This is a genomic window from Pseudomonas sp. JL2 (genome assembly GCF_031570495.1).
Classification (GTDB): domain Bacteria; phylum Pseudomonadota; class Gammaproteobacteria; order Pseudomonadales; family Pseudomonadaceae; genus Aquipseudomonas; species Aquipseudomonas rhizophila.
Genome location: NZ_JAKUDH010000001.1, coordinates 15667 through 27825, shown reverse-complemented (window position 1 = coordinate 27825; position 12159 = coordinate 15667). Strand labels below are relative to the sequence as shown.

18 protein-coding genes are annotated in these 12159 nt (G+C 59.1%); 1 reads left to right on the top strand and 17 read right to left on the bottom strand.

Going from position 1 to position 12159, the window contains the following annotated elements:
* Positions 1-15: 15 nt before the first annotated feature.
* The 10 genes from MKS85_RS00235 to MKS85_RS00190 all read right to left on the bottom strand — a co-directional run bounded on the left by MKS85_RS00235 (position 16) and on the right by MKS85_RS00190 (position 5504).
* A complete protein-coding gene (locus MKS85_RS00235; protein ID WP_310662502.1) occupies positions 16-288 on the bottom strand; it encodes a DUF1799 domain-containing protein in 273 nt (90 codons plus the stop codon).
* A 47-nt stretch (positions 289-335) separates the two neighbouring features.
* Positions 336-719, bottom strand: a complete 384-nt coding sequence (locus tag MKS85_RS00230) for a phage tail assembly chaperone (protein WP_310662501.1) — start codon at positions 717-719, stop codon at positions 336-338.
* Between the two features lie 9 nt (positions 720-728).
* Positions 729-1376, bottom strand: a complete 648-nt coding sequence (locus MKS85_RS00225; RefSeq protein ID WP_305383923.1) for a phage tail protein — start codon at positions 1374-1376, stop codon at positions 729-731.
* Between the two features lie 69 nt (positions 1377-1445).
* A complete protein-coding gene (locus MKS85_RS00220) occupies positions 1446-1862 on the bottom strand; it encodes a phage tail terminator-like protein (RefSeq protein ID WP_310662500.1) in 417 nt (138 codons plus the stop codon).
* Positions 1859-2515: a hypothetical protein gene (locus tag MKS85_RS00215; protein ID WP_310662499.1), complete on the bottom strand. Its 657-nt coding sequence runs from the start codon at positions 2513-2515 to the stop codon at positions 1859-1861. The genes MKS85_RS00220 and MKS85_RS00215 overlap by 4 nt, the downstream gene beginning before the upstream one ends.
* A gap of 1 nt (position 2516) precedes the next feature.
* Complete coding sequence (locus tag MKS85_RS00210) at positions 2517-2906, bottom strand: hypothetical protein (protein ID WP_186653646.1); 390 nt, start codon at positions 2904-2906, stop codon at positions 2517-2519.
* 2 nt (positions 2907-2908) lie between these two features.
* Positions 2909-3286 (bottom strand): hypothetical protein, encoded by a 378-nt coding sequence (locus MKS85_RS00205; protein WP_310662498.1) that lies wholly within the window; start codon positions 3284-3286, stop codon positions 2909-2911.
* Between the two features lie 10 nt (positions 3287-3296).
* On the bottom strand, positions 3297-3734 hold the full coding sequence (locus MKS85_RS00200; protein ID WP_310662497.1) for a HeH/LEM domain-containing protein: 438 nt from the start codon (positions 3732-3734) through the stop codon (positions 3297-3299).
* A 51-nt stretch (positions 3735-3785) separates the two neighbouring features.
* Entirely contained in the window at positions 3786-4763 is a 978-nt protein-coding gene (locus MKS85_RS00195) for a major capsid protein (protein WP_310662496.1), read from the bottom strand.
* A 3-nt stretch (positions 4764-4766) separates the two neighbouring features.
* Complete coding sequence (locus MKS85_RS00190) at positions 4767-5504, bottom strand: hypothetical protein (RefSeq protein WP_310662495.1); 738 nt, start codon at positions 5502-5504, stop codon at positions 4767-4769.
* Between the two features lie 189 nt (positions 5505-5693).
* On the opposite strand from MKS85_RS00190, the gene MKS85_RS00185 reads away from it, so the two are divergent.
* The gene (locus MKS85_RS00185) at positions 5694-6137 is read left to right on the top strand and encodes a hypothetical protein (protein ID WP_310662494.1); all 444 of its coding nucleotides are present in this window, start codon (positions 5694-5696) and stop codon (positions 6135-6137) included.
* On the opposite strand, the gene MKS85_RS00180 is transcribed toward MKS85_RS00185, so the two are convergent.
* Genes MKS85_RS00180 through MKS85_RS00150 form a run of 7 tightly spaced genes read right to left on the bottom strand, consistent with a single transcriptional unit; the run spans position 6121 to position 12154 of the window.
* A complete protein-coding gene (locus MKS85_RS00180; RefSeq protein WP_310662493.1) occupies positions 6121-6612 on the bottom strand; it encodes a DnaT-like ssDNA-binding protein in 492 nt (163 codons plus the stop codon). The genes MKS85_RS00185 and MKS85_RS00180 overlap by 17 nt on opposite strands.
* A gap of 8 nt (positions 6613-6620) precedes the next feature.
* Positions 6621-7733, bottom strand: a complete 1113-nt coding sequence (locus MKS85_RS00175) for a minor capsid protein (RefSeq protein WP_310662492.1) — start codon at positions 7731-7733, stop codon at positions 6621-6623.
* Positions 7651-9111 carry a DUF4055 domain-containing protein gene (locus MKS85_RS00170; RefSeq protein ID WP_310662491.1) on the bottom strand — a complete coding sequence of 487 codons (1461 nt, stop codon included), beginning with the start codon at positions 9109-9111 and terminating at the stop codon, positions 7651-7653. The genes MKS85_RS00175 and MKS85_RS00170 overlap by 83 nt, the downstream gene beginning before the upstream one ends.
* Complete coding sequence (locus tag MKS85_RS00165) at positions 9111-10430, bottom strand: terminase large subunit domain-containing protein (protein WP_310662490.1); 1320 nt, start codon at positions 10428-10430, stop codon at positions 9111-9113. Before MKS85_RS00165 ends, MKS85_RS00170 begins: the two co-directional genes overlap by 1 nt.
* Positions 10405-10878 carry a DUF2280 domain-containing protein gene (locus MKS85_RS00160; protein ID WP_186653631.1) on the bottom strand — a complete coding sequence of 158 codons (474 nt, stop codon included), beginning with the start codon at positions 10876-10878 and terminating at the stop codon, positions 10405-10407. Before MKS85_RS00160 ends, MKS85_RS00165 begins: the two co-directional genes overlap by 26 nt.
* Before the next feature lie 32 nt (positions 10879-10910).
* Positions 10911-11522: an NUMOD4 motif-containing HNH endonuclease gene (locus MKS85_RS00155; protein WP_310662489.1), complete on the bottom strand. Its 612-nt coding sequence runs from the start codon at positions 11520-11522 to the stop codon at positions 10911-10913.
* Positions 11522-12154: a putative metallopeptidase gene (locus MKS85_RS00150; RefSeq protein WP_310662488.1), complete on the bottom strand. Its 633-nt coding sequence runs from the start codon at positions 12152-12154 to the stop codon at positions 11522-11524. Before MKS85_RS00150 ends, MKS85_RS00155 begins: the two co-directional genes overlap by 1 nt.
* Between the last annotated feature and the right edge of the window lie 5 nt (positions 12155-12159).

Below are 12159 nucleotides of genomic sequence, written 5' to 3'. Positions count from 1 at the left end.
AATAAGTGCCCGTTGTTACGGGCGGTTGTCACGCATGTCAGCCATAACCGCGATAGCTTCCGATTCCATCACGCGGAGATCCTGAAAAACTGTCTGCCGCTGGTTCGCCGGCACTCCAACCAGGCGCATCACACTGGGGAGCACGCCGTAATCAAGGCCGGTCGCGCCGCACGCGCCGATGCGCCATTGAGTGCCCATGGCGTCCATGACGAGGAACGAATACCAGGCGTCCGGCCAGACCTCGAACGTCTCGTCATAGTCTTCAGGGGAGAACCCGAATACCGCCAATTGCTCGGCGGTTGCGGCTGGCTCGTAGAGCGCCCGGGCGGCGGCCGTCAGTTTCCCAGGCGAGCCTTGCCGAAGGCATCGCTGTAGGCCTTTACCACCGCATCCGAAACACCGATGCAGCTCTTCACCAGGGCGGTGATGGATTCGTCGTTGAGCTTGTCGCTGAAACCCCAGGCAACAACCAAATCCCGGATCTGATCAACACCTTGCTCAACTTCAGCTTCGGTGATCTGCGAAATGGTGGGCTCGGTGCCCTTGAAGCTCTCGTTGAGGGCTTCGGCTTTCGCGCTCCAGGCGTCGAACAGTTCTGCCAGGGCGGTTCGATCTCGGTACTGGAAGGTGAACGGCACCATGACTGGCTTGCCGCCCACCTGGGGAATCGCTACATCAACCGTGAAGGTCGGCTTTGGCGCGATAGAGAACTTTGCCATAAGGCCTCCTTAGGCGTTGTAGCGGGTCGGGCGGGATGCGAACGACAGCGTGATAGTCCGAGTCATGATGTTGTTTCGGTTCATAGTCGGGGTCGCGGTGATCGACACGTAGGCGTAGTAGAGAATGGTCGAGCCCGAAGGAAGGTTCGCGCGGATCAAGCGCGGCTCCTTATCCTCATCAGCAGCTTCAACGACCGCGACGAATGCCTGGTTCGGGTCATCCGCCACCGGTAGCGTCATGCTGCTGGCCGACTTGGTGGTCGGGAGCTGACGGTCATCGTCATCTTCCAGGAAGCCGTAGGTGAGGAACTGCTGATCGCCACCGTTTGCCGCTGGCTCAGTGATCTGCGAAATCTGAACCCAGCCAGAAGCCGCACGAACAGAGCCAGCCCCGGAGCCCGCTGGGTAGGCCTTCACGTTGGTGGTGTTGATACCTTCTGCCGCGAAGTCGCCGACGTCCGAGTCGATAACCCGCGCGGGACGACCGTTCAGCTTCGCCCAGCCCGAGTCAACAACGATGGTGTCGCCATCGGCCAGGCCATGGGCCGCCGCTGTCAGCAGCGCAGGGTTGGCGTTGGAGATGGCGGTGAACGGCTTCGCAAGGCTCATCACACTCGCGATTTCAAAAGTAGTGCCGTTGGGAATAGAAACGCTCATGGGTTTTCCTCTGTGCAGAAATGACAAAACCCGCTCAATGGCGGGTTCCGGGGTTGCCCAACGGGCGGATTAAGTCGTGTCGGCTCTGTACTGGAAGGACACCGGCAGGGTGAAGGCTGTGTCCTCGGTCTGCTCAGGGCCTGGCTCGACCGGGGTCATGATCAGGGCCGTGATCCCGTCGCGAACAAGCCGATCGTTCAGCGGGTACAGCGCGGCGAGCTCATCGGCTATCGTCTCGGCGCCGGCGGGACCATTGCCCGTCGGCGTCACGATGGTGATTTGAAACAGCCCGGTGTAGAGCCGATGGGCGCCGGCCAGGTCGTTGCTGTCGGTCCCGGCGGGAAGCAGGAACGCCCTCAGATACGTTTCACCGTTGTTCGGGGTGAATGGCACGTTCTGGTAAGCGATGCGCAACGTCGGTGTTCGAGTGGATGCCCAGGCTTTCAGGCGCGACTCCAGCAACGCGCGGATTATCTTGTGGCTCATACCTGATTGTTCCTGATGGCCTCCAGCACGATCTGCTGGAAGCGGGCCACGGTGATACGGACCATGCCGCCAGGGGCTTGGGTCGAATGTCCAAACTCAAGCGGGATGGCGTACGGTAGGTTGTTCACGATGAAAGCCGTCTGCCCCGCTTTGAATTCAAGCGCGCCATTGACCAGCCGAGCCGTGGCGGCCTCGCCCGTCGGGTCCGGTTTAATTCGAAAACTGTTGTCCGGGGAGCCGATGGAGAAATTCCAGTTCCCACGGAACCGCCCGCCCACATAATCCTGACCGGCAACTAGCCCGTTCACGTTGAAATTCTGATCCCGCTCGGTCTTTGTCAAAGGCTTGGCATACTTCACGCCGCGCTTGAGCTTTCCTGCCTCTGTGAAGTTGCTGTCGGTCAGGTTGATGACGGTGTTTCGAACGGCAACCTTGAAGTCATAGTCATCAGCGGCCCTTGTATTGGCCTGTCGGTGAGCGACGTTTGCCGCCCATATTTCCGGGTTGCCGACTGGTGACATGCGGATAACGCTGCTACCGATCTCGATTATGATCTCGCGCAAACTGGCGTCGATGGCTTCGGTTGCTTGCTGAGCGAATTCCGCCAGACTCAGGGCGAAGCTGCCGGACTGGCCTGTTCCGCGATTTGCCATATCAAACCCTCAACTGAACGGTCCAGGTTGCACCAGCGGGATCCTGGCTAACGTTCAGGGCTCGCTTGCCACCGATGACATCGCCAATTTCAGGCGTCGCCACGGTGGCGGTCGGAACGCCAAGCAGCGTGATGAATAATTCGTTCTGCAGAATGGTGAGCTTCTGGTCGGTCGTCTGGATCAACGTCCCGTCGATTTCCTTGCTGAGGTAGCTGCCGAAAATGCCACGCCCTGCATAGTTTGTGATGACTTCAGGGATGGTTCCGGTTTCAGGGTCATATTCGCCCTGGACTTTCCGAACCCCGACTACAGGCTTCACGGCATCGGCCAGGCCATCCGGATCGTCAAACGCCTCGGCCAGTTCCGACTGGATCTCTTCGCGCATCCCCATGGTTAGATCCTTTTCAGCATCATCACGCCTGAGCGCTTGATCCAAGGCGCCAGAAGCGCCAGGGCGAAGTTCACGCCCGCCGACTGATCGGTAGAGCCGGCCACGTAGGTTTTGCTGACCGAGGTGCCAGACTGAGCCGATACTGTCTTGCTCTGCACTTCTTTCTGCGTGGACGTGTACAACTTGCCCGCCGCCGCCTCTTTCGCGACCTGAGCGCCAGCGAGCTTGATGGCTTCAGGGGTCGGATCGGCAACGGGTCGATTAATCTTGGCCGTGAGCCAGGCATTGGCCATGGTCACAGCAAGGACCGGATCACCGGTGCCGGCCCAGCCAGGACCCAGCAGGGTGTCAACGTCGGCAACGGTGATGAAATCGGTCATGTGCTTGTCCTTATTCCTTAGGCACCAAGGCCTGCAGGTCTTCTTTCAGCGCGGTGGATTCGAAGGCGATGCCCTTGCTGGTGAGCCACTCTTTCAGCTCCGGGACCTTCATTTTCAGAGGGTCGGTTTCGGGCGGATCCTGCTCAGCCTTCAACGCTTCCGCGATTTCCTCGGGAGTGCTGCGCGAGGCATAGCCTTCGGGTGGATAGGCGCTCGCCTTGTAGCCGGCGGCGATGAACTCGGCGACCGTTGGGCCGTCTTCACGCAAGAGCGGGGCCTTGCCGTCAGTTACGATAATCCCGGCGCGCTTGTAGGCTTCGATGATGTTGGGCTTATCGCCATCCACCACCACTTCCTTCGCCGAACCGATGACGCCGAAGAACTGGTCGAGCAGGCGATAGCAAACGCCAGGCTCATTTCCCGGATTGTCGGTGTAGATAATCTTCATGATTCTCTCCAGATCGGCCAGGGCGCCATAGAGCGCCCAGCCGAGACTGAGTTACGGGGTGACGGTACCGCTGATCACGGCTGCGAAAGGGACCTGCTTGCGGTCGAAGACGCGCTCCCAGTTGGCCGCGGCCGCGTACTGGGTCGCCGTTGGGCTGAGGTTCTGGCTGTTTGCACCAACCCAACTGAAGCCGGCAGGCTGGAGGATGTAGGTTTTCCGCTCCCACAGGACCTCGGCACCGCCGCCATTGCCGCCATCGGGCTTACGCTGCATCTCTTCCGGCTTATTCGGTTTGCCTACGCCGTAGCCGAATGCGCCCTCCCCGAAGAACACCGAAAGGTACTGGCCGGGACCGTAGACCAGGCTGTCATCCATGAAGACTGGCTTGCCCAGGTAGGTGGCCAGGATGATTTTGCCAGTGGAGTCGCGCAAGTACTCGATCAGGTCCTGCTTGACCATCTGGTTCATGACGACCGAGTGCACACCAATGGCGGAGAACACGTCGGCAGCATCACCCGCAGTGAACGCAGCATCCTGGAACGCGCCCGCACTGATGGTCGCGCCAGCATCGACGACCATGTCACCGCCATCGTTGAGGATGTTCGAAGCGATCACCCCCCGAGCGGCGCCCAGCAGGTAACGCTGCCATTGACGATTCCAGTAGGTACCGAAGCGGTTGCGAATGTGCTGCATCGGCTCGCTGTTTGCCAGCTCGGCGGTCAAATCAGACACGCCATAACCTTTGTTGAGGTACAGCACGCGGGCACGCATGCTTTCCTGCTCCGCCTTGCCAACCTCGCCAAGGTCGTCAGGGTTGTCATTGCTGATGTTCGGCGCCTCATCCGGATCAAGGTCTTGCCAGTAGCTGACCTCGGCAGTGCCCTGGCTGCCGGAGGCAATAGCATCCAGCACAGGCGAGCGCGTGACGATGCCGGACTCATAAACTGCGGTTTTTTCCGGGCTGTTTACCGGCTCGAGGGACGCGTAGTACTCGCCGACAAAGATGTCGGACAGTTGTGTAGAAGGCATGGGTTAAGTTCCTTTGGTGGCCTGGAGTTTTTTGAATGCTTCGGGGTTGGACGCGGCCAGCGCAGCGCGCTCTGTTTCCGTGTATTCGCCCCATTTCTTCGTGGCCTTGCCACCGTTGTCGCCGGTCTGCCCAGCGCCCTGAGCCCTTGGCCACAGGTGTGTTGCTGTTTCACGCAGCGATTCCGCCCATTCGAGCGGCGACAGCGGGGTTTTCCCGTCCTTGCCGTAGATGACCTCGCCATCACGGTCGGTGGCGATCGCCTCGCCGTCTTCACTGAGTTTGAAAGTGCCCCGGGCGCGCAGGATGATGTCCTCGGCGGCTTCGGGGAGCGCGCCAGCCTTGATGGCGGCTGCGCGGATCGAGTCGGCCAGGACTTTGTCGCTGTACTTGGCGGCGAAGGCCTCGGCCTTATCGGCACGCTCTTTCTGGGCGGCCAACTGTTTGTCGTAATCGGTGCGCAGGCGCTCGGTGCGACGGGTGATGACCTCGTCGAGCTTGCCTTCCGCGATCAGCTTGGTCTCTTCATCCTGGCCGACTTTGTTGAGCAAGCCCTTCACCGCATCGATGTCCAGGCCTTCGAACTGGGTTTTGAAGCCGTCCAGTTCGGTCTTGGTGCTCTTGAGCGAGCCAAGCAGCTCGGTGTTTTTGTTCTTGAGGCCCTGGGTTGCCGCTTCCACCGCTGCCGCGATGGCCGATTTCACTGCTGGGTCTTCAAGATCAATCTGGTTTTCGTCTGCCACTTGGTGCACCCCTTGGGTTGGTTTTTCCCGCTTTGCGGGCATAAAAAAGCCCCGACATAGTCGAGGCATGAATAACTGTTAAGAGGGCACTTCAATGTGCTGATTCGCTGCGAGAAACAGCCGGTAGTGCTCTAAAAAATCTAACTACACTCCCGAAGTAGCCATTCCGGCTCCATCAGGAAGAAAAGCATGAAAATCATCGCAAAGGGATTCGTGACACTTGTTGGCTCATCAGCACTTATGGGATGTGCCGGTATCGATCTAGGGGATGGAGGACTCACTTACTACGACCCTGTACCTTACCTTTTGGTGTCCGACAAAACAGACTGCTCGCAAAGCGTGACAGCAGTCACGCTGCCAGGAGAAAAAAGGTCTTTGAAATTCAAAAGCGGACTCGGATCAGCCAAATTGAACGTAGTTTTAGCGAACGGAATGATTACGAGTATCGGACAGGAAACCGATACTAAGATCCCAGAAACGATCGCAGCGTTAACTCCCTTGACGACTGACAAATCGGTTTCAAGAAAATGCATCGAAAAGTCCACACTTATTGAAAGCAAAACTCTCGGCTTTCCCTTCGTACTTCCCAAGCCAGCGCCGGACAATAGCCCTCTCGCTACTGTGAGTGAATGAGCTGTAAGCCTCGCAGCATGAGATAGTCGGCAAACTGCGCTCTGCTCGACGCGTAAGGTGGCGGTCGAAGCATCGCGCCAGGGTCATTGCGTAACAGCGTGACCCGCTCCCCTTCTTTTTCAGTGCCGAAGGCGGGCTCGGATATCCCTAGGCCGTTGTCGGCCGCATAAAGCTCGACAGCCAACCTCAGCTGACCCCATTCAATCTCGAATGGAACAAACGTTTCGGATAGGATCTCGACGCCGACTCTGCAATTGCGTCGGGGCCAGGCCATCGCCTGAGATTCGTGCGTTTTGACGCCCTTCCACTCCCGGCCATTCATATCGGCCGCGGCACGCAGCAGCAAAGCTTTCTGCTCGTTCTCTGTCGCGGGCAGGAGAAAGCCGTAGTAATCGCGGTAGAAGACCAACTTCTCCAACGGCACAAAGCTGTTTGCGTCCGGTCTTCCTGTTCCATCTTCGACGATGACAAGCATAGGTAGGCTCAGCCTGATTGAGCGCCGAGTGTAACGCCTGCTCGGGTGAACATGTCAGGCTCGAGCTCCTTGAGTTGGGCCAGGGTCAGCGGCTTGAACGATTTGTCGAGCTGCAGCTTCGCGAACCTCTCCGGCGTCAGGCCGCCATTGCGGAACAGCCTCCCCCTCACAGGCCCGAGCGCGTGATCTTGGAAGCTCGCCGGCTGAGTCGCCAACCACTCGTAATAATTCAGGCTGGCGTCCACCTGGGCCCCGCCGTTGTCGCCCACCGAGGCGCGCGTGGCGTCCTTGGCGAACATCTCCGACAGCCTGGTGGTCGGCACCGTGGTGGAGCGGCAGTTGATGTGCGCCGGTGGCAGCGGGCCTTTGCCCAGGTCGAAGCGCATGCCATCCAGGCCCTTGCATTGCTGCGAGGTTTTGCGGTCGAGCGTCGACACCCAGCGATAACCCAGCACCACGTCGCTGTTGGCCTTCAGCGTCTCCATTCGTGCCGTCGTGGCCACATGCTGGATTGCCGTCTGCACCACAGCAGCCGCGTTGCGGTTGCTCACCGCCAGGACGCCATCCGTGAAGTTCTGCGCTGCGGTACCGCGAATCGCCTGGATAATCTGGGCGTTTGTCTGCCCCTGGCCGAAGCCGAGCCTGATGGTGTTGGTGACTCGCATAGTTTCGGTTCGGGTCCAGCCGCTCAGGAAGCTTTTCAGCAGCTTGCCACCGTCGATCCCCTTCACCTGCAGCGGATAGGAGAACACCGCCGCGCGGATCACCGTGTTTGTCGGCACCACCGCGTCGATGGAGAGCGCATTGCTCAGGCTTCTGGCTTCAAAACTCGACTCGTACAACGCGATGTCAACCAGATCGGCTTGCATCAGGTCGCCGTAGGCCTTGTAGATGTCCAGCAGCTTGCCGTCCACGCGGGCGAGGAACTGCTCAAGGCGGTCCCGGCTGTAGGTGGTCAGCTCCTTGCGGGTCAACTGCTCCCGCACCAGCTTGTCGATCTGGCGCAGGTACTTCTCGAACTTCTTGACCTCACCGGCCTTAAGCCGCTCGATCATCACTGAGTGGCGAGTCGTCTGCTCTATTAGCTGGCTGTCCGCCTGCGCCAGGTTTGTCGTCGGCATCGTCTTTGTCCAAGTTGATGCCGGCCGACTCGCGCTCTTCGCTAATCAGATCGGCTTCTTCGTCGTATGGGCGCTCCGGCAGCTTGCCGGTGGTGAGGTACTGCCAGTAGGTGTCGGCGCTGATCGTGCCCGCCATCACCCCCTTGTGCAGTTCGGCGAGCACCTGGGCATCTACTTCAGGCATCACAAACTCTGGCGTCACCTTGAATGTGACCTGCTTGGGGTCGTAGCCCTTCCACTCCGCGGCGTATCGCAAAGCCTGTTCGAGCGCCTCGGCCACCGTGATGACAATGCTGTGCAGCGTGGCGTGCTGATCGTTCTGGCGGGTTTTGCGCGCCTCGCCCGACTCAGTGCCGCCTACGTCCATGACCTTAGCGCCGGCTTCAAGCGCGGCATTCTTCTGGTCATCCATGGCCTTACGGACGGCTTCAATGCCGGCGCCCTGAAACTCCAGGTAGCCACATTTGCCATTTGGACCAAGATCCCACGCGGCCGATGGGCCGGTCACACTCAGCTCTACAGAATCATCCAGGCCAGAAACCCACGGTTGCGGGTGGCTCGTCTGGTGCAGCGCCGTGAAGTAGTCGGCGCTGAGCTGGTACGACTTCAGGGCAGCGCGAGCCATGGTCAGCAGCGGCACCTCGTCCACTTCAGGCGAGTTGTCCGTCGAGCCGCAATAGATCACGGGCAGATAAGAAAGTCCTTTGACCAGGCGGTTATCGGTGCCGGTGGTGCCGAGAGGCCTCAGTTCCTCGATTGCCTCGCCAGCCTCGTTCAACACTTCGCTGTGGCAGACGTCGCCGATCATCTTGAAGACGCGGTAGACCAGCTTGCAGTCATGGTCGTACTCGTCCTCTTTGTCGTCCCTGAACTCGCGAAACACACCCAGGATCAGGTCCTGCCGCCCGCCTTGGCTACCAATCTTCCAGTTAATGCCGTTGCGAGTGGCGTACGTCGAGAAATACGGCTCGCCGTGCTCATCGATATTCACCACCAGCGGCACCCTGCCATGGGAAATGGCTTGGCGGACCATCCGGAAGAACAGTTGTTTGAGCCCGAATCCATCGGACGTGGCGTTATCCAGCAGCCCTTTCATGCCGGCGGGCAGCTCGATCTCAGGGATCAATCGAGACACCAGCCCCATCATCGAGCGCAGTGCATCGCGAACCCAATGCTCGTACTGAGCCCGGGCTGTGTAGTTCTCGTAGAGGTACTTGTTGCCCACTCCGTCGAGCTTCTCGGCCTCAGTCATGCCGCTGGGCTTGGGCAAGTTGCGCGCGCTGCGCTTTACCGCGCATTCGCCCTCGAGCGCGTCGTCCATCATTTCCCATTCGGCGATGTGCGCGTCGTAGTCGGGGTTTGTCGATTGCACTGGCATCAGGCCAAGCCTCCAATTCGGCGTGTTCCGCCTGTGCGTGTTTTGATCGGGTAGCGCTTGGCAATGAAGTAGCCGGGTGCGTCCACCAGGTGGTCATAGCCTGCCTTCTTGTCGGGCTCGCCCTTGTCGGTGTAAGTCTGGCGCTCTAGGCACTGCGTGTATTTCGGGCACTGGTCGACGTTGACCAGGTAGCGATGCTCGCCGTATGTGTTGGCGAACATTGCGCACATGGCGTTGACCCGGTCCTTCACCGCGGGGTTTGTCGAGTCCACGATAACGGTGAAGCCGGCCTTCTTCAGTAGTGACAGGTCCGACTCGCTTGCGCTCTTGCTGCTGGTGTTCTGGCCGCTGGCGTCCGGATAGATCGCAATGCTGTGATCAGGAAACCGAAGCTTGATCTTCTCGATCATCTCGGGCGTGTCGCGCACCTCCGAGAACTCGCTGAGCGCCAGGGGCAGATCGTCACGAATGACGTGCACCACGGCCGCCATCTTCATGACGTTGAAGTCCATGCCGATGTGCAGGGCCTCACCGCGCTTGATCGTCTCGCTAGTGCGGTTCGCCTCACGGTTGAACGTGTAGTAGACGACGCCCTGGTAGTTCTCAAAGCTGGCCTCATACTCTTGCCGGAACGTCCGGGGATCCATCTTGCGACGGGCAGCCTCGATTTCTTCCGGCGGAACGTTGCCACCATCGAGTGACGTGTAAAGCCAGCTACGGTGGTCAGGCTCATGTCCTGGCTTACCGTCTTGAAACGTGTCGTAGCAGTGGTTGAATCCTTTTGGCGTGCCAATGCGCAGTGCATGACCGCCCTTTCGAACCTCGCCGTTCGGGAGCGTGTAGGTGCAGGTCGACAGCATCGGCCGGATGACTTCTTCCCAAGCCGCGTATTTGCAGTCGGCCCATTCGTCCACAAGGATGAAGAACAGACCTGAACCACGCAGATCGTCGTAGTTCTCCAGACCGACACACCGGAGTAAGTGACCGCTCTTCAGCGTGATCAACATGTCCGTTTCGTTCGGCTTGGTCGCCAGCCAAGATTTCGGGATGGCCTGCTTCAGCCTGCGCCAGAAAACCCGACGGGCCTGCTTCTGCGTCGGCGCGGCGTACCAGATTTCATCCTCGACGCTGACGTTCCAGGCAGCAGCGAGCTTTGCGGCCCGGCGCATCTCAGCCTTGCCGAGGAAAGTCTTACCGAACCGGCGACCGCACACCGCATCGCGAAAGCGCGCCTCAGGCTGGAAGCCCCAGCAATAAATGTTCGCCTGTTTTGGCGTCAGTGCGACCAGCCCATCAGAGATACGGGCTGGTAGGGACATCTTCGTCAGGCCTCAACACATATTCAGCGGCAGGTTCGGCACCCGCCTCTGATCCAGGGGGTTTGATTGGTTCAAGGCGGCGATTCACGAAGACGTCACCCACCTCCTTGGCGGCCTGTTCCAGCAGCTGGGCAGTCAGCGCCATGTTCTTCATGTTCTCGGCTTTCTCAGCCATACGCCCAAGTGTGCGGAGGCGAAACGCACGGTTGGCAATCGGGATGTCCGCGGTCTCTTCGCGGAAACGCTTTCGGGCAGCATGGAATAGCTCTACCCACTTCGCGCCAAGCCCCTGCCCTGCATACTTAGTCGGGTCGTGCGATTCACACTGCTGACGACTGATCTCTATGCCGAATTCCGTCTTGACCGCTGCCACCACCTGAGATGGCGTATCAAAGCAGGCAAGTGCCTGAACAATGAAGGCTTTGACCTCGCTTCGTAGTACTGCCATATGGGGTTCATCCGTCAAAACCTGTCACAGAATCAGGCCAACTTGAGCAGACAGGTTCCGCAGGCCCTCGATATGTTCAATTTCCCCACCTCAGCAGGACTGTTTGCAGCAGAATCAACGGCCAGCAGGTGGGTCCAATTACGGCCATGCACTACGTCTTGGATTGCTGCATGGCTAACCCCATAGCGGCGCGCAAACGACGCGCATTGGCCGTATGTTCCGGTGTATTCCGAACGTATGGCTAGCACGTCATCTTCAGTTAGGACGGCCTTGCTGTTTCGCGCCCCCTTCCGTGAAAGGAGCCCGGTGCGGAATGCGTGTCGCATGTTTCCGCTGTGCGTGACGTATTCAAGATTATCAAGTCTCGGGTTCTGCTTGTTCCCGTCGATATGATTGACCTCGCGCCCCTCTGGACATGGCCCGATAAAGACATGGGCGACAAGACGATGTACATACCAATTCATGACATCGCCGTTACAGGCGAGCGCAACGGCTGGATACGCCCCTCCACCCGGAATGCGGGGCTTGAGGATTGCCCCAACTCGGCCTCGACCGCGCTTCGGTTTTACTATGCGTTTGACCTCGCCGTAGTTGCTAACCGCATAATCAGGATGGCTTTCAATAACCTTCCATTGCTCAATCATTACGCAGACCTCATAAGACATGTGCCACATGCACTGGCGATAGATGCGTGACTTACCGATGGGGACTTCTTGGCGGCTTCAACCATGCGAGCCAAATCACCGTCGGGATGCCCTACGCCGTATCGCTCAACAACCGAAACAAACTCGCTGACGTCATGTCCACGCAGGTAGAGCTTGGGCAGGCCTTCCTGAGTGAACTTGGGTGCCCCGTACTGATCTGTCGCCTGAGCGATGTGAAATAACTCATGTTCAACCAGTCGCAAAAAATCCACATCGCTGCACTGGGCGCAGTAGTCAGCGGCCAGGGTGATGATGAAGCTCGGCACATCACCGAACCAATCACGCATCTGTTGCTCCATCCGGGCCTTCTGCCAGCCACCAGCGCGGAACGCTACCTGCTCGGCCTGGCCCAGTACTGTGCGGCCCTGCTTGTTGAAGCTCGACGAGGCCCACATGACTCGAATATCTGCATCCAGTAGGTGGGCATGGTCTGGGTTGTGAATGCTGCCGGTGTCGGCAAGGATCTCGGCCTGGAGCCATTCCCAGACTTCGGGCGCTGGAATCAGGCGGATACCGAAGTCGGATAGCTCTGACAGTTCCAGCAGCGACTTGGGCGGCATCGGCCTGTCCATGAGAA